Annotated in this window: 23 protein-coding genes and 1 riboswitch; of the genes, 9 read left to right on the top strand and 14 right to left on the bottom strand. The window is 64.5% G+C overall.

The genetic code is table 11. From position 1 onward, the window contains the following. Positions 1–113: 113 nt before the first annotated feature. The gene (locus tag E1H16_RS18115) at positions 114–860 is read right to left on the bottom strand and encodes an alpha/beta fold hydrolase (RefSeq protein ID WP_134325339.1); all 747 of its coding nucleotides are present in this window, start codon (positions 858–860) and stop codon (positions 114–116) included. 192 nt (positions 861–1052) lie between these two features. Here E1H16_RS18115 and E1H16_RS18110 point away from each other — a divergent pair, with 192 nt between their 5' ends. The 4 genes from E1H16_RS18110 to E1H16_RS18095 all read left to right on the top strand — a co-directional run bounded on the left by E1H16_RS18110 (position 1053) and on the right by E1H16_RS18095 (position 5247). Continuing rightward, positions 1053–2702 carry an FAD-binding dehydrogenase gene (locus tag E1H16_RS18110; RefSeq protein WP_134325338.1) on the top strand — a complete coding sequence of 550 codons (1650 nt, stop codon included), beginning with the start codon at positions 1053–1055 and terminating at the stop codon, positions 2700–2702. Positions 2703–2865: 163 nt separating this feature from the next. After that, positions 2866–3702: an SDR family oxidoreductase gene (locus E1H16_RS18105; protein ID WP_134325337.1), complete on the top strand. Its 837-nt coding sequence runs from the start codon at positions 2866–2868 to the stop codon at positions 3700–3702. A 138-nt stretch (positions 3703–3840) separates the two neighbouring features. Next, positions 3841–4239, top strand: coding sequence for a VOC family protein (locus tag E1H16_RS18100; RefSeq protein ID WP_134325336.1), 399 nt, complete (start codon positions 3841–3843; stop codon positions 4237–4239). A gap of 129 nt (positions 4240–4368) precedes the next feature. Beyond that, on the top strand, positions 4369–5247 hold the full coding sequence (locus tag E1H16_RS18095) for an SCO6745 family protein (RefSeq protein WP_134325335.1): 879 nt from the start codon (positions 4369–4371) through the stop codon (positions 5245–5247). A gap of 153 nt (positions 5248–5400) precedes the next feature. Here the strand turns inward: E1H16_RS18095 and E1H16_RS18090 are convergent, their stop codons facing one another. From E1H16_RS18090 to E1H16_RS18070, 5 genes are all read right to left on the bottom strand, one after another. Beyond that, the gene (locus E1H16_RS18090) at positions 5401–5946 is read right to left on the bottom strand and encodes an NADPH-dependent FMN reductase (RefSeq protein WP_134325334.1); all 546 of its coding nucleotides are present in this window, start codon (positions 5944–5946) and stop codon (positions 5401–5403) included. Between the two features lie 133 nt (positions 5947–6079). After that, the gene (locus E1H16_RS18085; RefSeq protein WP_134325333.1) at positions 6080–6841 is read right to left on the bottom strand and encodes an ABC transporter ATP-binding protein; all 762 of its coding nucleotides are present in this window, start codon (positions 6839–6841) and stop codon (positions 6080–6082) included. After that, positions 6841–7863: a FecCD family ABC transporter permease gene (locus E1H16_RS18080; RefSeq protein WP_134325332.1), complete on the bottom strand. Its 1023-nt coding sequence runs from the start codon at positions 7861–7863 to the stop codon at positions 6841–6843. The genes E1H16_RS18085 and E1H16_RS18080 overlap by 1 nt, the downstream gene beginning before the upstream one ends. Beyond that, positions 7863–8897 (bottom strand): ABC transporter substrate-binding protein, encoded by a 1035-nt coding sequence (locus E1H16_RS18075; protein WP_134325331.1) that lies wholly within the window; start codon positions 8895–8897, stop codon positions 7863–7865. Before E1H16_RS18075 ends, E1H16_RS18080 begins: the two co-directional genes overlap by 1 nt. 60 nt (positions 8898–8957) lie before the next feature. Further along, positions 8958–9121: riboswitch (cobalamin riboswitch) on the bottom strand. 16 nt (positions 9122–9137) lie between these two features. After that, complete coding sequence (locus tag E1H16_RS18070; RefSeq protein ID WP_134325330.1) at positions 9138–9707, bottom strand: HhH-GPD-type base excision DNA repair protein; 570 nt, start codon at positions 9705–9707, stop codon at positions 9138–9140. 284 nt (positions 9708–9991) lie between these two features. Between E1H16_RS18070 and E1H16_RS18065 the strand changes: the two genes are divergently transcribed. Beyond that, complete coding sequence (locus tag E1H16_RS18065) at positions 9992–10495, top strand: FBP domain-containing protein (RefSeq protein ID WP_134325329.1); 504 nt, start codon at positions 9992–9994, stop codon at positions 10493–10495. A gap of 114 nt (positions 10496–10609) precedes the next feature. Here the strand turns inward: E1H16_RS18065 and E1H16_RS18060 are convergent, their stop codons facing one another. After that, positions 10610–11089 carry a tRNA (cytidine(34)-2'-O)-methyltransferase gene (locus E1H16_RS18060; protein ID WP_134325328.1) on the bottom strand — a complete coding sequence of 160 codons (480 nt, stop codon included), beginning with the start codon at positions 11087–11089 and terminating at the stop codon, positions 10610–10612. Positions 11090–11377: 288 nt separating this feature from the next. On the opposite strand from E1H16_RS18060, the gene nhaA reads away from it, so the two are divergent. Continuing rightward, positions 11378–12631: a Na+/H+ antiporter NhaA gene (nhaA, locus tag E1H16_RS18055; RefSeq protein ID WP_134325327.1), complete on the top strand. Its 1254-nt coding sequence runs from the start codon at positions 11378–11380 to the stop codon at positions 12629–12631. 240 nt (positions 12632–12871) lie between these two features. Here nhaA and E1H16_RS18050 read toward each other — a convergent pair whose 3' ends face one another. After that, positions 12872–13237, bottom strand: a complete 366-nt coding sequence (locus tag E1H16_RS18050) for a VOC family protein (protein ID WP_134325326.1) — start codon at positions 13235–13237, stop codon at positions 12872–12874. Between the two features lie 122 nt (positions 13238–13359). Then, positions 13360–15612: a HelD family protein gene (locus E1H16_RS18045; protein ID WP_134325325.1), complete on the bottom strand. Its 2253-nt coding sequence runs from the start codon at positions 15610–15612 to the stop codon at positions 13360–13362. A gap of 136 nt (positions 15613–15748) precedes the next feature. On the opposite strand from E1H16_RS18045, the gene moaA reads away from it, so the two are divergent. Continuing rightward, positions 15749–16798, top strand: a complete 1050-nt coding sequence (gene moaA, locus E1H16_RS18040) for a GTP 3',8-cyclase MoaA (protein WP_134325324.1) — start codon at positions 15749–15751, stop codon at positions 16796–16798. A 1-nt stretch (position 16799) separates the two neighbouring features. Beyond that, positions 16800–17042: a MoaD/ThiS family protein gene (locus E1H16_RS18035; RefSeq protein ID WP_243837896.1), complete on the top strand. Its 243-nt coding sequence runs from the start codon at positions 16800–16802 to the stop codon at positions 17040–17042. 49 nt (positions 17043–17091) lie between these two features. On the opposite strand, the gene E1H16_RS18030 is transcribed toward E1H16_RS18035, so the two are convergent. The 4 genes from E1H16_RS18030 to E1H16_RS18015 all read right to left on the bottom strand — a co-directional run bounded on the left by E1H16_RS18030 (position 17092) and on the right by E1H16_RS18015 (position 22808). Next, positions 17092–18753, bottom strand: coding sequence for a glycosyl hydrolase (locus tag E1H16_RS18030; RefSeq protein WP_134325322.1), 1662 nt, complete (start codon positions 18751–18753; stop codon positions 17092–17094). A gap of 141 nt (positions 18754–18894) precedes the next feature. Continuing rightward, positions 18895–19908: a UDP-glucose 4-epimerase GalE gene (gene galE, locus E1H16_RS18025; protein WP_243837895.1), complete on the bottom strand. Its 1014-nt coding sequence runs from the start codon at positions 19906–19908 to the stop codon at positions 18895–18897. Between the two features lie 40 nt (positions 19909–19948). Beyond that, on the bottom strand, positions 19949–21832 hold the full coding sequence (locus E1H16_RS18020; protein WP_166741838.1) for a glycosyltransferase: 1884 nt from the start codon (positions 21830–21832) through the stop codon (positions 19949–19951). Positions 21833–21851: 19 nt separating this feature from the next. Then, on the bottom strand, positions 21852–22808 hold the full coding sequence (locus E1H16_RS18015; protein WP_134325319.1) for a UDP-glucuronic acid decarboxylase family protein: 957 nt from the start codon (positions 22806–22808) through the stop codon (positions 21852–21854). A gap of 422 nt (positions 22809–23230) precedes the next feature. Here E1H16_RS18015 and E1H16_RS18010 point away from each other — a divergent pair, with 422 nt between their 5' ends. Further along, positions 23231–24217 (top strand): glycosyl hydrolase, encoded by a 987-nt coding sequence (locus tag E1H16_RS18010; RefSeq protein ID WP_134325318.1) that lies wholly within the window; start codon positions 23231–23233, stop codon positions 24215–24217. Between the two features lie 9 nt (positions 24218–24226). Here the strand turns inward: E1H16_RS18010 and E1H16_RS18885 are convergent, their stop codons facing one another. Continuing rightward, complete coding sequence (locus E1H16_RS18885; RefSeq protein WP_134325317.1) at positions 24227–25279, bottom strand: molybdenum cofactor biosynthesis protein MoaE; 1053 nt, start codon at positions 25277–25279, stop codon at positions 24227–24229. Positions 25280–25512 lie beyond the last annotated feature (233 nt).

The raw sequence follows: 25512 nt of genomic DNA, 5'->3' as shown, positions 1-25512 counted from the left end.
GGCCTCCTGTTATGCGTGAGCGGTTCCTAGACAGCTCCACTCTCGCAACGGGAGGCCTTCACCCGTCAACAGATCACCCGCGATTCACGCAACAACGTCCCTGGACATCACAGCTAGTCGGCGAGCGAAGCGATCCACACCTTCAGTTCGGCGACCACCTCGTCCGGTGCGCTCATCGGTCCCATGTGACCGGAGAGGATTTCGGCATGCCGCACATGCGGCGCCCGCAGCGTGACTGGCGGCATCGCGCCGTCATCCGTGCCGCTGAGGAACAACACCGGAATCTGCGGAGTATCAGCGATCGCCGGGGCGCGATCAACGCGGTCCCTGATGGTCGTGAGCGCGAATCGGGCGCCCTCGACACTCGCCTGCTTGGTGATCTCGACTGCTTCTTCGAAGATCTCCGGCGGGTCATAATCGGCGACGTAGACGGGGAAGATGTCGCGGACGACGTCCTCCCAGGGCTCGTTCTCGAATCGCTCTATCGCCGCCGCGCGCTGGGCCTGTTTCTCGGGCGGATCTGCGTACGGCTGGGAGAAGATAATCGCGGCCGCCGATAATGTGTCCGGGAAACTCGCGATGATCTCGGCGAGCACGTATCCACCCCAGGAGTGACCGATCATGATCGGCTTGTGCACGCCCAACTGCTCCAGGGTGCCGACGACCTCAGCCGCGGCAGTACGCATCGTGTAGGGCTCTGGCGGCACCGGGCTACCACCGTGGCCGGGTAAGTCGATCGCGATGACATCGTATTCCGCAGCGAGCACGGGAACGACGCGACGGAAGATGTCGTGCGATCCGAGCAGTCCATGGATGAGAACGAGGGCGGGTCCTGAGCCGGTCCGCTGAAAGTTGAGCATGATTGACTCTAGACATTCGTGACAGGGTTGGCGCACCTCACTATCGCTCGAATACCAATTCCCTGCGTAGGCGGTCCAAGCATGCGGTCGCGCAACAGAACCACGGCTTGGTCGTCGAACAACTGGCGGCGGTAGCCGCGCCCGCTGAGGTTGAGCATGACTGACCCTAGCCTTCCGTGACACGATTGACCGATGGATACGGACGTGATCGTCGTAGGTGCCGGACTAGCCGGGCTTGTCGCGGCCGCTGAACTGGTCGACGCGGGCCGCCGGGTCATCATTCTCGAGCAGGAAAACGCGCAGAACCTCGGCGCACAGGCGCACTGGTCATTCGGTGGGCTGTTCCTGGTCAATTCCCCCGAACAACGCCGCATGGGGATCAAGGATTCGCACGAACTCGCCCTTCAGGACTGGCTCGGCACTGCCGCTTTCGACCGTGAGGAGGACTTCTGGCCGAGGCAATGGGCCGAGGCGTACGTCGACTTCGCGGCCGGCGAGAAGCGCTCTTGGCTGCATGAGCAGGGGCTACGGTGGTTCCCCATCGTCGGCTGGGCCGAACGTGGCGGGTACGGCGCTATCGGGCACGGCAACTCGGTGCCGCGCTTCCACATCACCTGGGGCACCGGTCCGGGCGTCGTCGAACCGTTCATTCGGCGTGTATTGGCCGCCGTCGATAGTGGTCGTGCCGAGATTCGGTACCGCTATCAAGTAGACGAGTTGATTATCGAGGACGCTACCGCGGTCGGCGTACGCGGAACGGTGCTGGCGGACGACTCGGCGGCGCGGGGCGTGGCATCGAATCGCACCGCGGCCGGTGATTTCGAGGCGCGCGCGCAGGCGGTAATCCTGACGAGCGGTGGCATTGGCGGTAACCCGGAACTGGTCCGTTCGTACTGGCCGTCGTCGCTTGGCTCGCCACCCTCGAACATGGTTGCCGGCGTTCCCGCACACGTTGATGGCTTGCTGCGCGAACGAGCCACCGCGCAGGGCGCACACCTGATCAATGCCGACCGGATGTGGCATTACGTCGAAGGCATCAAGGACTGGGAGCCGAAGTGGGACAACCACGGCATCCGGATTCTCCCGGGCCCGTCATCGATGTGGTTCGACGCATTAGGCAACCGACTCCCGGTACCACTGTTTCCCGGATTCGACACCCTCGGCACCCTGAAGCACCTGCGCGGTACCGGCCACGATCACTCCTGGTTCATCCTGTCGCAGAAGATCATCGAGAAGGAGTTCGCGCTGTCGGGTTCGGAGAAGAACCCCGATCTCACCGGTAAGGACATCAAACTCACCCTCAGTCGGGTACGCCCGGGCGCCCCGGGGCCGGTCGAGGCCTTCAAGCAGCACGGTGAGGATTTCGTCGTCGCTGACGATCTCGACGATCTGCTGGCGAAAATGCGCAAGCTACCCGGCGGAGAATTGCTGGATGCCGGCCGAGTCCGTCAGGAGGTGCTCGCGCGCGACCGGGAGGTCGACAACGCGTTTACCAAGGACCTGCAGATCGCCGCATTGCGCTCCGCCCGCGCCTACCGCGGTGACAAACTCGCCCGCGTCGCATCACCGCACAAGCTGCTGGACCCGAAGGCCGGGCCACTGATCGCCGTACGACTGCACATCCTGACCCGCAAGACCCTCGGCGGGCTGGAGACCAACCTCGATTCGCAGGTGATGCGCGAGGACGGCTCCGCGTTCGACGGGTTGTACGCCGCGGGCGAGGTCGCCGGTTTCGGCGGGGGCGGCGTACACGGCAACCGCGCGTTGGAGGGCAGCTTCCTCGGCGGTTGCATCTTCAGCGGGCGGGTGGCCGGGCGTGCCGCGTCACGCCACATCACCTGACATTGGCCGGTTCTGCGGGACAGTGCGTAACGCTCTCGGTCAATTTGCGTTACGCACTGCCCCGCGAATCAACGAGACCCCTGGTGTCCGGCGGTCGGCATTACTGGTTCGCGTGAACGAGTGAGCGCCGGGCACGACAAGATCAACATCGTTTAGGAGCGGCGTGAGCACACATTTGCAGGGCAAGGTCATCATGATCACCGGCGCGGGCAGCGGATTTGGCCGGTTGATCGCCGAGAAGTGCGCCAGCGGCGGCGCACGCGTCGTGGGTACCGATGTCAACGCTGACGGCCTCGCCGAGGTCTTCACGGGCATCCGTTCGCGCGGCCAGGAGGCGCTCGATATCGTCGCCGACGTCACTAACGCGGCGGCGATGCGCGATGCCGCGCGGCAGGCCATCGAGGCGTACGGCGCGATCGACGTACTGGTCAACAACGCTGGCGTGATGCCACTGGCGTACTTCGCTGATCACGAGCAAGCGCTCGATCGCTGGCACGCCTGCATCGATATCAATTTCAAGGGCGTCGTGAACGGGATCGCCGCAGTGTATGACCAGATGATCGAACAGGGCCGTGGTCAGGTTGTGAACATCTCGTCGATCTACGGCAATGCGGGCATCGCCGGGTCGGGCGTGTACAGCGCGACAAAGGCGGCCGTGACTGTGCTGTCGGATTCGCTGCGGATCGAGTCGAAGGGCAAGATCAAAGTCACCACGATTAAGCCAACCGGCATCACCGGCACCAACTTGGCGAGTTGGGTAGTGAACGACCAAGCCATCTTCGGGCTGGTGGGTCAGCGCGGAGCACAGTACGCCGAGCATGTCGGTCAGTTGATGGACGGATCGCTACCGGCGGAATTGACGGACGTCGATTCCATTGGCTACTGGCTGATCAAACCGGAGGAACTGGCGGACGCTGTCGTCCACGTGATCGATCAGCCTTGGGGGATCTCGCTGAGTGATGTCACGGTACGCGCCAGCGGCGAGGACTACCTGTACTAACTTGGCGAGCCTTCCCGCGGTCCTCGCCGACCGCGTTGCGCATGAAATACCTCGGCGCACCGATGAGTTCGACGCGCTGGCGCCGTCAACCATGAAGACGGCTCCAATAGGTGGCGCCGCGGGCCGGGGAGGCTTCCCATGCACACTCAGATCATCGTCAACTTGCCCGTCGTCAACGTCGCGCGATCCCGCGATTTCTTCGCCGCTATCGGCTACTCCTTTGACGAGCGAATGAGCAACGATAGGGCGCTTTTGGTGCGGCTGGGCGCCTCGATATCGACCATGTTGATCCAGCGAGACTTTTACCAGACGCTGCTGCTGGGCAAGAACGTCATCGATGCGCAGAGCACCAGCGGCTGCGTGATCTGCCTGAGCGTTGATAGTCGCGACGCCGTCGATGCACTCGTCGGGAGGGCGCTCGCGGCGGGAGCTAGCGCCGGAGACACCGACGAGAGCGGAGCCGTGTACGACCGCTCCTTCTTCGATCTGGACGGGCACGGGTGGCAGATCATCTCGATGGACCCGATGGCGAGGTAGCGATCCGGCGGGTGCCACGAGCGGCTCCAGCGAGCGCAGCGCCCGCCGCCGCGAGTCCATCACTCTTGACGACCGGCGGTGACCTCATGGTTGGCTTGGCCCAGATACCGCCTACATAGAGGAATCCAGATGGCCTTTCGCTACGACGAGCACACTCGGGCAATCTCGCGCGCTGCCTACCTGCTACTCGAACCGATGCACCTGATCACGTACTGGGGCGATCGCGCTACGGAGGTTGCGCAGGTGCATTCGATGCGTTTCTACGCGTCGTACGTCGGTTTCCGCGCCGCGCCGATGGGTAATTGTGCCCCGGCAGTGGTCACGAGCGCCTTCTATAACTGGAATCCTGCGGTCATTGAAAAGGGCTGGACGCAAGCGACCGAGGCACTGTCGATCGACGAGTTGCTGACCGCGCGAGAGACGATCGTGGATCGCCAATTGCGTGACATCCTTGGCGACCGGATCCACGATGACACGATCGCCCGTATGGCGAACCGTCTCGGCGAGATCTACGCGGGAGCGATTTCCGCCGGTCGGCCGCTCGGCGGCGCGAACGCCGTACTGCAACGAGACTTGCAGCCGCATGTTGCGCTGTGGCAGCACACTGCGACCATGCGCGAATGGCGCGGCGACGCACACATCGACATCCTGGTCGCGCACAACTTGGCACCCACCGAGGTGCTCATCTTCCACGGTTCGGATCCGTTGACGGCGCCACAGGAGCGCGCCCGCGGCCTCGCGTCGGTGCAGAAGTCGCGATCGTGGGACGACGATGCTTGGGAGGCGGCGGCCGACGCTTTGCGCACCCGCGGGCTGCTGCAGGCCGACGACTATCTGTTGACCGATGCCGGCGTCGAGTTGTATGAGTTGATCGAGGCGCAGACCGATGACGCGGCCGCGTCGGTGTGGGATGGCGTAGCGGACGCCGAGGACATTTTTCAGACGCTGCGGCCGTACGTGCAGCCCATCATCGATTCGGGCCTACTGCTGTGGCGCCCGATGCGATAACGGGGCGAGACCGTCAGCTCAGATAAACCCGCGGTACCGCACAGATGACTCCGCGGTAACGCCCGCACAGATGACTCCGCGGAGCGGCCAGCACACGAGTTGCTGACCGCTCCGCGGGATCGGAAGTAGTTACGCCAGATGGTCGGAGGCGGGTTACGCCACCGCTTCGGGCTGGTGCTCCGCGAGGGCGGTGAGCGCGGCGAGGAAGCGGCCTGCGATCTCTACGTCCTCGAGGGGGTCGATTTCGGAATGGCTGTGCGATACGTCGACGTTGTCCAGAACGACAGCGCCAGCGATCCCCGCCGAACGGCGAGTGTCATCGTGCGACCACTTGCCACCGAACGAGCTCGCCGCCGAACCGACGACGGCAAACGGCTTACCGAAGAGCGAGCCCGCACCATACGGACGCGACAGCCAGTCGATGGTGTTGTTCAGCACGGCCGGCATGGTGCCGTTGTACTCGGGCGTGAGCACGAGAACGGCATCCGCCGCCGCGACCTGCTCGCGCAGGGCCTGCGCTGCCGCCGGGGCAGGCTCGACGTCGATCTCCTCGTTGTAGAACGGGATGTCACCGAGACCGTTCGCGATCTCAACGGTGACGCCCTCGGGCGCGTTGGCCTTCAGGTGCTCGGCGATGCGGCGATTGACCGATTCAGCGCGCAGGCTTCCCACGAGGGCGACGACACGGGTATCTGACATGAAAGACAAAGTCCTTTAGTTGAAACTTGCATGACTCGATTGACGGTACAACTAGTCGCCGCGTCGCGGTACCCACCTCGAATGTGACGTACGCCGACCAGACTCGCGCCTCACACGATCGAGAACGGCGACGTTACGAAAGCACCCCGAGAAAGCGGATGTGCGCGACGCCGTCGACCACCGACACGGCAGCGTCAACCTCGTAGACATCGGCGATGAGATCAGCCGTCAGCACATCCCTCGGCCGACCAGCAGCACGGACGCGACCGCCGCACATCACCACCACCTCGTCGCAGTAGGCCGCGGCCAGATTCAAGTCATGCAGCGCAACTAGCGTCGTCGTGTCGGCCGCTCGCACCAGTTCGAGCAGTTCAAGTTGATGACGGATATCGAGGTGATTGGTCGGCTCGTCAAGCAGCAGCTCGGACGGTTGCTGCGCCAGTGCGCGAGCGATTTGCACGCGTTGCCGCTCGCCGCCGGACAACGTCGAATACGGGCGGTCAAGTAATTCGGACGTACGCGTCGACGCTGCCGCACCGTCCACGATGGCCCTGTCCTCGCTCGAGGACGGCGACCACGGTGCGCGGTGCGGTAGCCGACCGAGGCTGATCACATCTCGCACCGTCGGCTGCGTGTCGGTCGTCACCTCCTGGTCCACGACGGCCATGCGCCGAGCAATCTGTCGCCTCGACAGCGCGGCAAGGTCATCGTCACCGAGGGTGATGACGCCCGACGAGGCTGGCCTAAGTCCCGCGATCACACGCAGGAGCGAGGATTTGCCCGAACCATTCGGCCCGAGCAACCCCACGGTGCTGCCCCTGCGTACGGCGAGCGTGACACCATCGACGATCACCTTGTCGCGCACGCCCCATGACACGTTGTTGCCTCGAATCATCACGCTCGCCTCCGGCGTTGCAGCATCACGATGACGAACGCGGGTACACCCACGATCGCGGTCGCCACTCCGACCGGTAATTCCTGCGGAGCAATGATGGTCCGCGCGCCGACGTCGACCCACACCAAGAAGATCGCGCCGAGCAGCGCCGACACCGGAACGAGTAAACGATGGCGCGAGCCGATCAACGCGCGCGCGGCATGCGGCAGCACTAATCCCACGAAGCCGATTGCCCCGGACGACGACACGATCACGGCGGTCATCAGTGCAGTGACCACCAGCAGCACGATGCGCGTTCGCTGCACCGAGACACCCAGCGATGCCGCCGAGTCCTCCCCGAAAGTGAATGCGTCCATCGATCCGGCGAGTAGCCAGCACACACAGATCCCTGCGAGTACGACGGCCCCGCATATCGCGACGTCTCGCCAGGACGCAGTCCCGAGCGAACCGAGCAACCAGAACAGCACCCCGCGGGTCTGTTCGGCGTCCGCGGCGGTAAACATGATGAAGGACGTCAACGCAGAAAACAGTTGGGTCGCAGCAACTCCCGCGAGAATCATTCGGTCGGTCGTGCCACCGGCGAGTAGGCCGAGCGCAAGAACTAGGGCGAACGCGACCAACGCCCCGACGAAAGCGCCGGAAGCCAACGATGCCGCGCCCGCCCCGACGCCGAGAACGACCACGCTCACCGCACCCATCGAGGCTCCCGAGGAAATCCCGAGTACGAACGGGTCGGCCAGCGGGTTGCGCAGCAGCGACTGCAGGATGACACCACACAGCGCGAGCCCGGCACCGCACGCAGCGGCCAGTGCGGCCCGCGGTAGCCGCAGATCCCAGATGATGCCCTGTCGGATCCTGCTCAACCCCGAATCAGGCCCGCCCAGCTTCTCCACCACGACGGCGAACGCGTCGGACGGACCCAATGAGGACGGCCCGATCGCTGTCGCCACGGCAATCGAGACAAGGAGCCCCGCTAGACCGACGGGCCAACCCAGGTGCCTCCACCGGCTGCCACCGATCACTACTTCGCAAGGCCAAGTTCGACGAGACCGGCCGACATCTGCTCCACCAGGTCGACCGTGCGGATGGATGGGTTCAGTTCCGCTCCCGCGACCGTCACGTACTGCTTTTCTTTCACCGCGGTCATTTCCTTCGTGACCGGATTGGATTCGAGATACTCGATCTTGGCCGCGGCCGTCTCGGCTGTCTGGCTCTTACGAGTGAGATCCCCGATGACCAGGACGTCAGGATCGGCGTCCGCGATGGCCTCCCAACCGATCTGCGGCCACTCGGCATTCTGGCCCTCGAACACGTTCGTCAGGCCGAGGGCATGCGTGGCGATTCCCGGCCCACCGCAACAACCACCGACGTACGGTGACTCGGAGTTCGCGAACCAGTACAGCACCGTCACACCGTCGACGTCGGGTGCGGCCGAGACGGCGGCGTCCATCCTGTCCGCGAGGTCGTCGATCAGGTCTTGACCGGCCTGTTGCTCATCGACCAGCGTCGCGAGGTCGGTGATCTCGGTATAGATCGATTCCATCGTGATCGGTTCGTCGCGGGCACCGTCCCCACCGCCGAAGTCGGACTTTTCGCACTCGACGGCGGACAGATATGCCGGGACGCCGAGGTCGGCGAACTGTTCGGCTGTGGCGACGCCGCCCTCGCTCAACGTGTTGTAAAGCGACGCGGTGATCAGGTCGGGTTCGGTCGCGAGCACCGCTTCGTACGACGGCGCCTGGTCGGCTAACCGCTCGACCTTCGCATTCTCGTCGGCCAGCGAGTCCAGGATGGGGTCGGTCCAACTCGCGGTTCCCACCATTCGATCGGCCACCCCGAGCGACAACAGAATTTCCGTCGACGCCTGGTTCAGCGACACGATCCGCTCGGGGCGATTCTCCACGGTGATCGTGCGGTCGCATCGATCGATACTCACCGGGTATCCGGCGTCGGCGGCCTCGGACGGGCCATCCTCGCCCGTAGATCCACATGCGACGAGCGTGGCCACGGACAGCGTGGCAGCCAGGAATGACAACAGGGAGTGACGGGCGCGCATAGCGAACCTTTTCGTGCTCAGGGGTCCGGTAGCGCGGGACCCGCATGGAGCCCATTGGCGGGTGCCGACGGGGAGCCAGCAGGTTTTCGGGCTCGGAATCCTTCGAACCAGGCACCTTCCCAGACTGTCGTCCAGTGGCCTTACACCTGGCCCGTCACCCATACCGCTGCGCGTCAGCTCCGGTCTCTCACCGGATTCCCTCGACTGGCAGACGACACCCTAGCAGAGCGTCCGCCGCGGCTACTTCGCTGCTTTAGCGGCAGCCTTCGCGGCCTTCTTGAAGTCGCGGACCTGCTGCAATGACTCGGGACCGGTCACGTCAGCTACTGACCGGCGCGAGTTGGACTCGGCGTACGGACCAATCGCCTTGCGCCAGCCGTATGGGCGGTGATCGAGTTGCTTGCCCAACAGCGCGGCGAAGATCCGCGCCTTCTGTTCGCCGTACCCCGGCAGTGCCTGCAACCGCTTGAGCAGGTCTGCGGCACTGGACGACGCCTCCCAGACTGACGCGGCGTCGCCGTCGTACTCGTCGCAGATCACCTGAGCGAGCTGTTGGACGCGGCGCGCCATCGATCGGCCGTAACGATGAATAGCAGGCGGTGTCGCGCACAACTCTTCGAACTCGGCCGGGTCATAGGCGGCAATCGTGTGCGGATCGAAGCTGCCGATTCGAGTCGCTATTTTGCGCGGCCCACGGAAAGCGTGCTCCATGGGATATTGCTGATCCAGAAGCATTCCGGTCAGCAAGGCGAAGGGATTCTCGGACAGCAGTCGGTCGGCCTCGGAGTCCTGCGCGATACACAGCGTCATCTCCCTACCCTAAGCCCCCGCGATCGAGACGGGCTCGCCCCGAAGGGCGGGCGCGACGCCACCGCTCGAAATTCGATCCGCATCCAGTGGCCCGAAAGCGTACGGTGGGATCCGTGAGTTTCCGCGAGTTGTACTCCCAACGCCAGGAGGTCGTCGGCGAAGCCCTCGCCGACGGTGAGTAGCTAGGCCGCCCCGGCCGTGCCCGCAGTCCGCTGCCCAGCACGGCTATTTTGGCGACCCCTCACACCCGGCGCGCCGCGGGCGCACCATCGGAAGGCTTACTCATGCAACCACTCACCGAAAAACTCATCCGCTCCTCCTTCGTGAACGCCTCACGCCGCGAGGTGAAAGAGATGTCATTGCCGGAGGGCTTCGACGATCTCACCGAGTACGACTGGGACGACCTCGATTACCTCGGTTGGCGCGACTCGACCTTCGCCCGACGCGCGTACGTCGTACTTCCGCGACTGGACGCCGACCCCGTCGGCATCGCGCTCAAACCCGCCGCATCGCCACCACGAACGCGCGCCATGTGCAACTGGTGCCGAGACGTGCGACTGCTCAACGAGGTCGTTTTCTTCAGCGCCAAGCGCGTCGGCCCCGCCGGACGTCGCGGTGACACCGTCGGCACGCTCATCTGCCGGGATTTCGAGTGCTCACGCAATGCGCGCAACGATCCGCCAGCGCCGTACGAGGGTTACGACAAGGCCGCCGCACGCGTGCGGCGGATCGAGGATCTGCAACTGAAGGTCGCCGGTTTCGCGGAGATGCTGATAGCCGGCCGGTAACGAACTCGGCACTGCGGTTCATCGCAGGCCCCGAGCGGGCAGGCACGTGGACTACCCACCTGCCTCGTCTCTGGGAGCCTGCGGTGAATCCCACGTGCGCGGATTCGGTCGGGATCACAGCGATTCCGGGTAACCGAGTTGCCGCCACGCCTCGTACACCACGATCGCCGCGCTGTTGCTGAGGTTGAGCGACCGTCGCCCCGCGAGCATCGGAATCCGGAGCCGATCGTTCAGCCGCGGGTGCGCAAGGATTTCCGCTGGCAGACCGTCAGACTCGCACCCAAACAGCAATACATCGTCCGGTCGATACTCGATGCTCGAATGAACGGTGGTCGCCGAACTGGTGAAGGCGAATACCCGCGGCGGCTGCGGTTGGCCTGCGTCCAGCGCAGCAAAGCAGGCATCGAGGGACGGATGAATGAATACCCGCGCGAGATCGTGATAGTCGAGGCCCGCTCGTCGCAACTGCTTGTCCTCCAGCGAAAACCCCAGCGGCTCAACGAGGTGCAGTTCCGCCGGCGTGCAGGCCGCCAGTCGGATCGCGTTGCCGGTGTTCGGCGGGATTTCAGGCGTGTGAAAAACGATGCGCAGCACCGTGCCATCAGACCACTGCTCCCCGCCACCGGTCGAGCGGTGTGAGCATTATTGCTCACCGGAATCATGGTGAGCGCCCGGCGAATCACCGGAACACATGACTGCGCCACTCCGATGACACCGTGCGTCCCCGATGACACCGCGCCTCCCGGTGCCACTGCGCCTTCGCCGGCGCACCCCGCCGATCCGGTAGCCCGCGCCACGTTAGAGTTACTCTCCGGTGTGTCGGGAAGCCTGGTCGACGTTCTGCGGACAACCCTGTTTGCAGATCCAACTCCATAGGGATGTATGTCCACGACCAAAATGCCACCCGTGGCGCGACTGCGCGCATGGGTAACGAAAGAAACCATCGGCGGCCTGCTGTTGCTGAGCGCGGCAGCACTCGCCCTCATCTGGGCGAACTCGCCATGGCGAGACTCATACCACTCTCTCGCCGAGTACACCGTCGGCCCCGCTGCACTGCACCTGAACCTCGACCTCGCGACCTGGGCCGCTGACGGTCTACTCGCGATCTTCTTCTTCATCGTTGGCGCCGAGCTCAAGCACGAGATCGTCGACGGTAGCCTCAGCAACCCGCGCGAAGCGGCTGTTCCGATGATCGCGGCGGTGGGCGGGATGGCCGTGCCTGCGGTCCTCTACGTCGTGATGGTGACCGCGCTCGGTGATGCATCGGCGCTACACGGATGGGCCATCCCCACGGCCACCGACATCGCGTTCGCGCTCGCCGTCCTGGCCATCTTCGGTCGCGGTCTGCCACGGGGCCTGCGTACTTTCTTGCTGACCCTCGCCGTGGTGGACGACCTGCTGGCGATCATCGTGATCGCGGCGTTCTACACCGAGTCGATCGGTCTGACTTCGCTGGCGATCGCTCTGGTTTGCGTGGCCGCGTTCGCGTTCGTCGCGCGATCGAAGTTCGCGCGGTGGTGGATTCTGCTTCCGATCGCCGTCGTCGCGTGGAGTTTCATGCACGCGTCGGGCGTACACGCCACGATCGCGGGGGTCTTGATGGGCCTGAGTCTCGCCGCTAAGCCCATCCATGGTGAGTCGGCGCCGAGAACCCACCGGTACGACGACATCGTGCGACCGTTTTCGGCCGGCATTGCCCTTCCGCTGTTTGCCTTCTTCGCTGCCGGAGTGACCTTCGTTGCGGGCGACGGAATAGGTGATGTACTCAGCGAACCGGTTCTGATTGCGATCGTGGTCGCCCTCGTGCTCGGCAAGGTGATCGGGGTGCTCGGAGCGGCAACATTGCTCACGAAACTTACGCCCATGCGGTTGCCGGACGCGATTGGACTGCGTGACCTGCTGCCAGTTGGCCTGCTATGCGGGATCGGCTTCACTGTTTCGCTGCTGATCGCTGAACTCTCTTTCCCCGATACCGAACATACCGACGCCGGAAAGCTCGGCATCCTGCTCGGCACACTCATTGCGGCGACCGCGGCAGCGATCATGTTGCGGTGGGATGCGCGCAAGGCCCGACATCGCGACATGAACGAGGACGGCCTGGACGACGCCGACATTTCGCGCATCGGAGACGAATAACTGCGCAGGTGGCGGGTAGGGTTCGTCGACGCTCCCACCCGCCACCTGCGGTGAACGGACCGACGGGCGATGCAGGAGGACCCAACGAACGGCCAGACACAATACGCACACGTCGGCGACCACTGACCGACCCGCGCGTCAAGCGGCAGCTCCAGGCGCTCAGTCAGGGGCTCACTCCATCGGTGACCGACCGGGAACGGAGTGTCCCAGCGAATCGGTGCGGGTCGGATGGACTGGCCTTCAGCCCCCGTCGGTGTGTCCTTCGTATAGACCGATGTGGTTTCCATCGGGGTCGCTGAAGACCGCGGACCAACTCGTTTCGCTGATCGGCGACTTCTCGACGACGACCGCGCCGCCGCTTTCGCGGACCTTGGCCAGCGTCTCGTCGATCGAATCAACCTCGACGTACGAGCGCGGGCAGATGAAGTTCTCGTCCCGCTGCGTGAGGCCGCCGCCGCTGATCTGATTCGGGGCCCGCCACATCGGGTAGTCCTCGAATCCGGGAGGGCCAGCGATATCCCAGCCAAATAGACCTGCGTAGAACGTCTTTGCGAGGTTCATGTCATTGACGGGAATCTCGAAGTGGGTGATGTCGCCGTGTGCCATGTCCGCCTCCGTTGGTTGGTCCGGTGTGGCCGGCGCATACAACGGTAGGCCTATATGACCCAAATCACCACGGCCTGGTTACGATACAGCACTCGCCCACCGCATCGCAGCCGCGCCCCTAGCTAAGACCCGGTGCTCGCGCCGATCCCATCGAGCCAGCGAGCGCTGCTGCCGACCGTCGTCAGCCGCTGCGTAGCTCGGGTCAACACGACGTACAGAATCCGCACGCCTCGAGCGTCACCGGAGGTGATCTCATCGGGTTCGACGACGAGCACGCCGTCGTACTCCAGCCCTTTCACCGACAGTTCATCGATCACGACGAGGCGTTCGCCGGCCGCCGCACCCAACGATTCGAAGGGCTCGTGCCCCAAGCCAACCGGTTTGGAGCCGCTCGAGTCCACGTCGGCGGGTTCCGAGTCAAACCAGGAGCGAACCTCAGCCACGCGAGCAGCCGGAGCAATCACCGCTACCGTTCCCTCGACCTCGCCAAGCAGGTCACGGGCCTGCGCCACCACTGCCTCGGCTACCTCGGACGTCAGCACATGCAATGGCTGATGCCCCGTCTCGCGCACGGCCTCGGGGATATCGGCGTCCGGCATGACCGCGCGGACCACCTCGGCAGCCAAGGAGAAAACCTCGGCGGGCGACCGGTAGTTGGTATCGAGCCGGAAATCCCGACGCGGCGGCTTCACCAGTGCCGCGTCCATCGCGGCCCGCGCTTCAGCCGGGTCATGCCACGACGTCTGCGCGATATCACCGACTACGGTCCACGACGCGTTTCGCCCACGGCGTCCGACCAGGCGCCATTGCATCGGCGATAGGTCCTGCGCCTCATCTATGATCACGTGCCCATATCCGGAGTAGTTCTCGGGGCGCACCCGCGGCCCAACCCGCGCATACTCACGATCTGCCGCTGTGGTCACCTCACGCATATCGGCAAGGTCAAACTCGTCGCGTGCCTTGGGTGGCGGCGGAATCTCCCCGAGCGCATCCCGGATCTCATCGAGTACGGCGATGTCTTGCACCGACAGTTCGACCGAGTCCAGCAGATGGGTCCGCCAATCAGCCGCGAGCGCCGCAATCTCGGACCGCTGTAACGCCCCCATCGAGCACGCGGCCAAGTGTCGCTCATCGCCTAGCGCCCGCAGCACATCATGCGGCTGGCGCATCGGCCACCACGCAGCCAGGAACTCCTGGTACTCCTCACGTTCAGTGAGGTCGTCGCGGAACTCCGCCAACGTCCGCTCGGCGCGCGGGCCGTCCGACAGTTTGCGGTACATCAGGTCGGAGAGCGCTTCCTTTGCCGCCCGGAAAGATCGGTTGTATTTGCGGTTTCCGCGCAGCACCGACCGACGGATGCCGCGCAGGTCGCTCTGTGAGACCTGCACGACGTCGCCGCGATAGAACATCCGGAAACTGGTCGGCATCGACGGATCAGCGAACCGGGCCGCGCGCGTGACGACGGGGGCGATGCGGGCCGAACCTTTTAGTCGCGCGATATGCGGCGCGTCGAGGCGGGATGCGGTATAGCCGTCGACGAGTTCACCGACGCTGCGCAGTGAGGCTGAGTCCTCGCCGAGGGAGGGCAGGACGCGTTCGATGTAGCGCATGAAGGTCTGCGAGGGCCCCACGACGAGTACGCCGCTGCTCTCGAATTTGCGCCGCTCCCGATACAGGAGGTACGCCGCACGATGGAGCGCGACGACGGTCTTACCGGTGCCCGGGCCGCCACTGATAATCGTCACGCCGTCGCCGGGTGCGCGGATCGCCTCATCCTGGTGGGTCTGGATGGTCGCGACGATGTCGCGCATCTGGCCGGTGCGCGCCCGCGACAGCGACGCGATCAGCGCCCCGTCGCCGATCACGTTCATCCCGTCAAGCGCGGCTTCGGTGTCGAGAAGGTCGTCCTCGACGGACACAACCTTCTCGCGAACGCTGCGGATAACCCGGCGGCGTACGACCTCCAGCCGCTCGGTGGGCGTTGCGCGATAGAACGGCGCCGCCGCGGGTGCGCGCCAATCGAGCACCAGCGGGTCAAAGTCTTCGTCGAGGACGCCGATGCGCCCCACATGGTGCACTGTCCGATCGTCGAAATCGAGACGACCGAACACGAGACCTTCGTGTTCGCGGTTAAGCAGATGCTTGCGTCGCGCCGCGACGTGCACGAACGCATCACGTTCTACCAGGCCGCCGTACGTCCCGGTTCTACCGCGGGCAAGGCCTTCGGCGGTGATCGCATCGGCGTTCTTCAGCAGCACCTCGATCCGCGCGTTGACCCGATCGACATGCGCTTGCTCGCGCGCGATTTCGACGGACTCTGGATCGGTCGGCGTCTGGCCCGTCTCATCGACGGACGACGAATTCGACTGTTGCACGTGTGGTTGCTCCTGGGGTGCTTCCGGACCAGCCCGCTCGGCGCGCGGAACACCTGAGTCTACTCGCGTACGACCGCGAGCGGCGTCAGTTGCGAGGAGGGTTTACGGCGCACGTACGCGACGTACACTGAGCGAGATGAGCAGCCTCCAGTCCACCGAATCGCGCGACGAGCGCATTAGTCGGCTGCGCGCTGAGGGGCGACTGGTCGACCGTTTCGGCCGGGTCGCCACCGATCTGCGCATCTCGCTGACCGACAAGTGCAACCTGCGCTGCACCTATTGCATGCCCGCTGAGGGCCTGCCGTGGCTCCCGAAGGCCGATTTACTCACCGACGCCGAGTTGGTGCGGCTCGCGCGGATCGCGGTCGAGACGCTCGGTGTCGAGGAAATCCGGTTCACCGGCGGCGAGCCGCTGCTGCGCCCGGGCCTGCCACAGATCCTGCAGGAGATCACTGCATTAACCCCGCGCCCGCAGACCGCGCTGACCACGAATGCGTTGGGGCTGTCCAAGACGGCGCGAGCACTGAAGGACGCCGGACTCGACCGCGTGAACATCTCGCTCGACACTCTCGATTCGCAACGGTTTCACGACCTGACCCGCCGGGACCGGTTCGCCGACACGATCGCCGGGATCGAGGCCGCCGCCGAAGTCGGGCTGACGCCGGTCAAGATCAACTCAGTGCTGATGCGTGGGGTGAACGACGACGAGGCGCCTGAGTTACTGCGCTGGTGCCTCGAGCGTGGCTACGAGCTGCGGTTCATCGAGCAGATGCCACTCGATGGCGGACATGTCTGGGATCGCCAGCAGATGATCACTGCTGAGGAAATCCTGCATTCGCTCCAAGAGCATTTCGAATTGACCCCAGACCCCGCGCATCGCGGTGCCGCACCGGCCGAGACGTGGCTCGTGAACGGTGGGCCAATCCGCGTCGGCGTGATCGGTTCGGTGACCCGACCGTTCTGCGGTGACTGCGATCGCACACGGTTGACGGCCGATGGCCAGGTGCGCAATTGCCTGTTCGCAGTCGAAGAATCGGATCTGCGGGCGCCCCTGCGCGCCGGAGCCAGCGATGAGGAGATCGCGCAGCGGTGGCGTACGGCGATGTTCGGCAAACGTGCGGGACACGGAATTGATGACCCATCATTCCTCCAGCCGTCCCGACCTATGTCTGCGATTGGTGGCTAGCGTGAGCGTCAACATTCGGTACTTCGCGGCTGCGGCAGCTGCTGCTGGTGTGGACGAGGAGTCGGTGAAACCCGGCACCCTCGCGGAGATCATTGCCGAAGTCGGTACGAAGCACGGCGACATGATGATCAAGGTGCTGCCTGCGTGCAGTTTCCTCGTCGATGGGACGGCGACGACCGATCAGCAGATCGTGGTCGAGGGCGGTCAGAGCATCGATGTGCTGCCGCCGTTCGCCGGCGGCTAGGCGCCGCAGGCTCCCCTGGGAGTAAGTCCGGTTGGCTTGTGCCCAGGAATCAGTACTTGGCAGCGATAGCGGCAAATCGAGTGCCGATCGGCGTAATGATGTCCTGCTGGTCGTAGAGCGACGCACCCAGCGCGGTCTCGAATGGTGGCAGCGAGAACCACGCCCAGCGCTCCACGAATGGCAACTGCGCCATCGCGGCATCCGCCGCTTCGAGGAAGTCCGCCTGTACGCCTATCTCGGCGACCTGGTTCGTACCACCCGTCCAGGAGACGAGACTGAACTCAGTGAGCCACAGCGGCAAGCCGTATCGCTGGTGGACTGCTTCGAGATACTGGACCATCGCGGTGGTGGCGGCGCCGACGATATCGGCGCTGCCCAGGATGGCGTTGTTGGCGTACCAATGCAGCGGGATGAAGTCGACACGACGTCCCGCGCTCGCCGCGCCCGACATGAAGGTGTCCAACCATCCGCCGGGCACGTGTCCGTCCGAGGCGCACCCTGGGGCGCCGAGCCGTAGGCCTGTCGCCTCCAGTTGTGGCCACGCAGCCAGCGCCGACGCCGGAGTCATGTTCGCTTGATCGCTACGGTCGGGCTCGTTGAACCCTAATAGCGTCGTGCCGTTCGCTGCCGCTTGCTGCAGGTCGGAGGCCGTGACGTTCGCGGGGCCCCAGATCATCGGCACGAACTCGCAGTCCGGCGGCGTGGTGATCCAATCGTGATGCGAGGCCCAGGTGTAGTACCACGCAGCCCCGGTATCGGCGAGCTGCGTGTTGACGGCCGGGCCGCTGAACCATGTGCCGATGCCAGGGGACGCGGGCTCCTGGGGCGGTTCGGTCTCACCGGCACCAGCGAGCGCGCGGAACTCTTCACCGACTGTGGTCACCACATTGTTCGCATCGTAGAGCGGCGCGTCGTCGGCGCCGGCCAGCGGGCTTAGCGAGAACCACGCCCACCGCTCCACGTACGACAGGCCAGCAAGCATGGCTTCGACCTCAACGAGGAATTGCGCCTGCACGGCCGGATCAGCTGCTTGGGAGCCGGACTGCCCCCACAGCACCGCGCCGACTTCAACCAGCCAGATCGGCCGGCCGAACCGTGCGTGCACCGCTTCGAGGTAGCTCTTCAATGACGCGACTTCCCCGGCTATCGCACCCGCGCCGCTCAGCAGCGCCTCACTCGGCGACCAGGTCAGCGGGATGAAATCCACCCGCCGTCCCTTACTCGCCGCCGCCGTCATGAAGCTGTCGAGCCAGCCGCCTGCGACATGGGCGTTGGCGCGCACGACGGGCGCACCCAACCTCATCCCTGTCGACTCGAGTTGTGGCCAAAGCTTGACCGCTTGGCTCGGGGTCAGGTTCGCGCCGGTAGCGTCGTCCGGCTTCTGGAAGCCAAGCAATGCAGTGCCGGAGTCTGCCGCCTGCTGCAGGCCGGCGGCAGTCAGGTCGTCGGCGGTAGCGATCATCGGCACGAACTCGCAGCCGTCGGGCGTGGTGATCCAGTCGTGGTGCGGTGCCCAGGTGAAATACCAGGCAGCGCCGGAATCGCTCAGCATCAGGTCGACGTACTGCGTGTACCAGGCACCGACACCATGCAGCGGGCGCGCGGTACCACCGGGAGCGGCGGACGTCGGCCGTGCGCCGATGAGGGTCGAGCCGGCGACCACCGTCGCCACCGATATGGCGCCGTTGAGCACAGTTCGTCGAGTTACCACGTGACGCTCCAAGGTCGGTGATACCTGATACCGCTGTCTTCGATCAAACCTGCGATCGATCAGCAGATTACCGTCAGCTCACCGCGCTATCGCGCAACATCGCCTGTCAGGCGACCGACTTCGGATTATCGTGAGTGGCCTCTATCGCGAGTAGCCCTCCGGGTTGCGCTGCATGAAACGCCACGAGTCGGCACACATCTGCGCGAGGTCGTACTGCGTGTGCCATCCCCAAGCGTCCTGGACCCGCGAGCAGTCGGCGACGAGCCGGGGAACGTCTCCGCGTCGCCGCTCGGTGATCCGGTACGGCAGTTCGCGGCCAACCTCCCGTTCGTACTGTGCGTGTAACTCCAGTACCGACGTCCCCACCCCGGTACCGAGGTTGAACAGTTGGGGTTCGTCGGCGTCCTCGAGGTGGTTGAGAGCGGCGACGTGCCCCGCGGCAACGTCGACGACGTGCACGTAGTCACGGATCGCGGTCCCGTCGTCAGTCGGGTAATCGCCGCCGAAGATCTGCAAGTACTCCCGCTCACCCGTAGCGACTTCGGCCAGATACGGGAGGACGTTGCGCGGGACGCCGCGCGGTTGCTCACCGAGTACGCCGCTGGGGTGCGCACCGATCGGATTGAAGTACCGCAGGTTGATCGCCCGCATCCCTTCGCCGTATGCGCATTCCTGGGCGATCAACTGTTCGCAGGTCAGTTTCGTCCACGCGTAGGGATTGGCCGGGGCGGACGGCGATTGCTCGTCCAGCAGCGTCCCGTTGGTGTCGCCGTAGATCGAGCAGGACGACGAGAAGACCAATTGCCGGACTTTGGCCTCACGCATGGCACGCAGCAGGCTGATCGTTCCTGTGACGTTCGTATGGAAGTACTCAAGCGGGATCTCGATCGATTCTCCGACTGCCTTGCGCGCGGCGAAGTGGATGACTGCGTCGATGGCGTGTCGGGCGAACAGGCCGCACAGGGCCGCGGTGTCAGTGATGTCGAGGACCTCGAGCTCGGGTCGTACGCCAGTGAGCACACCGACTCGATCGAGCGCATCAGCGAATCCCGCCGATAGGTCGTCGACGACGAGCACATCGTGACCGGCGTCGAGTAACTCGACGCACGTGTGGCTGCCGATGAATCCGGCGCCACCAGTAACGAGAACCTTCACGTGAATTTCCCTCTCAACGGCGTGGCACGAGCACGCGCAATTAGCCGATTAGGCCGACGTCCGTCAGCACTTGCCACAGTTCGAACCCATAACGCACGGTCGCCGCGATAGCCCCGAGACCAACGACGCCGCAGAGGATCAGTGGCGCCCGGACGAGTCGCAGCGCGCCGATGCGTGAGAGGTCGACGGCGGCGCGGCGCGAGTCGGCGGCGTGCAGCAGCGCGATCACAATCGCGAGCGTAACGGTCGATAGGGAGCCCAGCAGGGACAGCCCGACGTAGCCCACGACCGGACGGTTCTCGGTGCCGATCGCCGCGCTGCCGGCGAGCAGTATCGCAGTCACCAGGAACGGCAGAATCAACCGCACAGGCAACGGCTGCGGACCCGAGTTTCCCTTTGGGGTCACCTTGAAATCAAGCGTCCGCGGCACGACTCGTTCCCATATAGCGGCGCAAACCCCGATCAGCACGAACGGATATCGGCTGCCGCTGTACACCGCGCGCCGCCAACTGATGATCGGGGCGTCCACGGGTCGCCGTAGCCGCGCGCGCCGCAGCACGAACGCGACGCCGAGCATGCAGCCGTTGAGCACAAACCACACCACGAAGAAGACCAGGAGATTCACCGACACCCACGGTCTGCCGGTGAGGTTCGCGATCACGAACAGGGCGAGCCCACCGACGAACATCAGGCTCAGCAGAATGTAGGAACCGCATTGCACCGCGAATCGCGCGCCTATCCCGATCGGCAGACGTCCTACGGTGCGCGGCAACAGCGACAGCATTACCTTGATGAGGCTGCGTGACCATTGAAATTCCTGCGTCACCATCGCCGCGAACGTCGGCGGGCCATCGCCACGTGCCGCGGCGTCGATCGCGAATGCGCCGCGCCATCCCGCGACGTTCAGCAGGTACGACGTGGTGAAGTCTTCGGCGAGTTCGGGGCCAACGCCACCGATCTGACGCAGCGCCTGGGTCCGTACGGCGTAGTGCGAACCAATGCACACCGGCATACCGGACTCGTTGTGGCCGAGCTGCTGCGCACCGTGGAAAGACGCCTCGTCGAACGGGCGGCCGGGCACCGTCCAGGAGACCTCGCTGTTCGCGTCGCACACGCTGGGCGCGGCCACATACCCGATCGAGGAGTCGGCGAACGGACGCACCATCTCCACGAGGTAGCTCGGCTCCGGCACGTGGTCGGAGTCCAACTGAGCGACCACGTCATACCGCTCGTAGCCGTAATGGTCGTAGAAGTAGGCGAGGTTTCCTTCCTTACAGCGCCGCCGGCGCGGCCAGGTGAGTCGCTGATACCGCTCGTCTCCATGGCGCGTCGAGACCTGTACCCCACGCGCGCTGCACCACGCGCGAGTCTCGTCCGAAGGTGCTTCGTCGGCGATCCATACGTCGTACGGCGCCGGGTACTCCTGCGCGAGCATTGCCTCCAGTGTGCGGCGCACCATCTCCCAGGGTTCGGACGGCGCCTTGGTCACCACCATGGCGACGCGGCAGTTGGGCAACTGTTGGTTCGGGTTGACGCGACGCATCCCGCGCAGCACCCACAGGAAGAAGAGCGGTAGTGCGACCGCGCTGACCAGCAGCAGCGTGTTGGCTACGAACCCCGCCCAGGTCAGTCGGTGCGACGGCCAGGACCACCACACGAACAGCGCAACCAGCACCCCGGTGTACGCGAACGACCAGAAGGAGAGCCAGCGCCGCTGGTGGCGCGGCATCGCCGCGACGAGCGAACGCCTCATACGCGAACGGCGCTGCGGCACGGAGCCAAACACCGGGCCCGACGGGCGATGATCTACAACGATCCCGCCGGACAATTCACGCAAGTATCCCCGCAGCCGATCCGAATCGTCAGACTCGTTGACGGTGTCTGGCTCGACCGGGAGCTTCGGCAGGTCAACTACTGCGGTCATGTTTGGGGCCTCGGCCAGGTCATGTGCTGACTGCGACGGCCGCATCCCGATGCGCACCAGCGGCGATCCACTCGACCGTGCGCGCCAGTCCCTCGACGACATCCACCTGCGGAGCCCAGCCGAGATCGCTCTGTGCCTTGCTGATGTCTGGGCGACGACGCTGCGGATCGTCCTGCGGCAGTTCCCGGAACTCGACACGAGAAGCCGACGCAGTCACCTTGATGACCAAATCGGCGATCTGACGCACGGTGAGTTCCTGCGGATTGCCCATGTTGACGGGACCGGGATGCTCCGAGTCGACCATCGCGATGAATCCGCGCACCAGATCCGACACGTAACACAAACTGCGGGTCTGCGATCCGTCGCCGTACACAGTCAACGGGTCATTCGCGAGGGCTTGCGAAATGAACTGCGTGACGACGCGACCATCGTCCACGCGCATCCGAGGGCCATAAGTGTTGAAGATGCGAATAATCCCACCGTTGAGCCCGTCCCGCGTGTACGCCGCGACCAGTGCCTCGCCGTACCGTTTGGCCTCGTCGTAGACGCTGCGGGGACCGATCGGGTTGACATTGCCCCAGTAGTTCTCGGTCTGCGGGTGTATCTCAGGATCGCCATACACCTCACTGGTAGAGGCTTGCACGAATCGTGCGCCGCTGCGCTTGGCGAGCTCCAGGGCGTTCTGGGTGCCGATTGAACCGGTCTGCAGGGTGAAGAGCGGTCGTGCGAGGTACGCAGGCGGCGAAGCGAGGCTCGCCAAGTTGACCACAGCATCTACCGGTCCCACGACCGGGATCCGCTCGCGGACGTCGTGCTCAATCAACACGAACCTATCGGAATCCGCCAACGCCAGGACGTTAGAACCCAACCCCGACGAGAAGTCATCCACACAGACGACGCTGTCGCCTCTGGCGATGAGCGCCCGACACAAATGCGAACCGATGAACCCAGCGCCACCGGTAACTACGACCCGCACGATTCCTCCTCGTGTCGTTCAGATCCCACACGTCCGGCCAGCGTCGACACCATCCTCGATCCACCCGCGCCAGGCACGGTTCAACCCCTGAATTAACGAAGAGATGACTACGTAAAGCCGGCCACCTAAGAACCTGGCCATAAGAATCTGCACTACCTGCCGAGTCTTTGCATTCGTGACTTGGTCGCTTGACTCGGTCTGATTTAAGGTTACTCAGAACATCGGCGTGCGATACCCGCATTTCCCACAGTCGCGGTACCGTTCGCTCGGTTACAGTCGGCCGCGAAATCGGCGATCTTGGTATCGGATTCACCCGATACGGTCGAAGCCGCGACGGAGGTTCTACCGCTCGATCGACATTGGAGACGGACATGGTGTACTTCCGCGACCAGCGCGCTGGAAAGGTTCCGCCAGGCGCAACAATGGGACGAGACACAAACGCGCCCGCTCGATCACGCGGCATCGCTGGCCGCCCGCAGACGACATTGGGGCCTTCGATAACCCGGCGCGCGGTACTGGCCGGAGCGGCGGGTCTCGCCTTGGCGGCGTGCGGCGGCTCACCCCAGCAAACGACACCTGAATCGTCCAGCAGTACCGCAGCGCCCTCGAGCAGCGCATCGCCGTCGCCGACGACGACCAAGCCCACGCCACCGGGTCCGCTGGCAGGGGTCGGCACCTGGATCCAGGCGCCGCATGCGTCCGAGTCGCTCGCCGACTCACAAGCGCGCTGGTGTTACACCTGGGCGCCGGGGCACGACGGGATTGATATCCCGCAGGGATGCGAGTTCGTGCCCATGTTCGAAGACCTCTCACAGTTGACCGAAGAGGGGCTCGAACTCGCGAAGGCAAACGGCGAGACGCTACTCGGCTTCAACGAGCCAGACCAGGAAGCGCACGCGAACATGTCGGTTCAGCAGGCGCTGACGGCGTGGCCGCAGTTGGAGTCCACGGGCATGCGACTCGGCGCTCCGGCCGTGGCCGGCAATGCCGACAATCCAGCCAGTTGGTTCACCGGCTTCATGGACGGCGCGAAGGCGAAGGGGTACCGGGTCGATTTCATTCCGCTGCATTGGTATCTCGCGGTCGAACTGTTGCCGTCGTACTCAGCGGCCGTTGCTACCCAAGACCTGAAGGCCTACCTCGAGCGTGTCCATACGAAGTATCAGATGCCGATTTGGCTCACCGAGTTCAGCTTGATCAGCTGGTATCCGGCCTCAGCCGCGGCGAAGCCGTCCAAAGTCCAGGCGGAGTTCCTGAAGACCGCTGCCGACATGCTCGCCTCGCTGCCCTACGTCGAACGGTGGGCGTGGTTCTCGCTCACACCACCGCCGTACGCGCCAAACGTCGCGCTATACGACAACAACGGAAAGGTCAGCGCGGCGGGCGAGCAATTCCGTGCACTCGCGTAGACCGTGCGGCTACGGAGCGTTCACCCACTCCTCGGTTCCATCCTCGAAGATTTGATGCTTCCAGACCGGCAACTCGGCCTTCACGCGCTCGACCAACAGCGAGCAGGCTTCGAATGCCTCCTGCCGGTGATCGGCGGCGACCGCGCAGCCGAGCGCGACGTCACCGATCTGCAGGACGCCCACACGATGCTGTACCGCGATACCACGCACACCTGAGGACGCTGCGACCTCTTGAGTGACTCGCATAATGAGGTCGTCAGCACTGGGATGCGCCATATACTTGAGTTTTTCGACCTGGCGGCCATGGTCGTGATCGCGGACGACGCCACTGAAGGTCACCACGGCACCGGCACGCCGATCGCGCACCAGCAACTCCAGGAACGACACACTGATGTCGTCCTGGGTGACCTCGGCTTTGTGGATCTCGGTCTGCACGAGGTCGCGATTAGTGAGTTTGCGTAGTTGTTCGGGGGTATCGACATCCACCGGGGAACCCAGGCCGTCGGCGTTGATGCGCTGCAGTTCGGGGTGGCCATCGAGGTACTTGCGCGCACCAACGTCGCCGGCCAACGACTCGGCGATCGCCTCCCAATGCTCACTACCGAGCAGCATCGGGTGCGCGATCATCCCGTCGTATGTCGCGACCGCGAGCGCGGACGGCGCGGCGACCTGCAAGACGCGGTCGACAGCGTCCGGGCTGATTTCAGGGGTATCCACGAGTTGCACCACGACGGCCTCGGGCACCTTCGGCAATTCGCTCGTTGCCTCTAGACCGGCGCGCACGGAGGTGGAGATTCCTTCGGCGTACTGTTCATTACTCACCAGGATCAACTCATCGTCACCCATCAGGGCGTCGATCTTGTCGGACCAGGCCTCCAACGCCTTGCGCACAAATGGCTCGCCCGCGCCGAGCACCACGATGATGTCGCGACATCCACCGTCTCGCAGAATTTCAATCGCGTTGGTCAGCAACGACTTTCCGCCGGGCAGCCGAATGAGCGCTTTCGGCATGCCCATCCGAGTTCCCGCTCCAGCCGCCAGCACCAGACCCGCTACAGCCACCGTGAATACACCACCCCGTCGACAGACACAGTTCCGAAATGGCCGCGCGCCCAGCCATTCGAGGAACGATACCGACTTCCGAGGTTAAAACCGATCTCGCACACGTAACAAGTCGATCCCACGATGGCAGTCCGACTGATGGTCGATGGGACTAGTTGTGATGTCCAGGCAGGTTGTTGAGTCTGCTCATTGGTGGGGCTCCGATTGCGGTGTGGTGCCTGTGGTGATTGTAG

This window comes from Cumulibacter soli (assembly GCF_004382795.1).
In the GTDB taxonomy this organism is placed as follows: Bacteria; Actinomycetota; Actinomycetes; order Mycobacteriales; family Antricoccaceae; genus Cumulibacter; species Cumulibacter soli.
The sequence above is the reverse complement of the archived record's forward strand: the minus strand, read 5'-3'. Positions and strand labels throughout refer to the sequence as shown.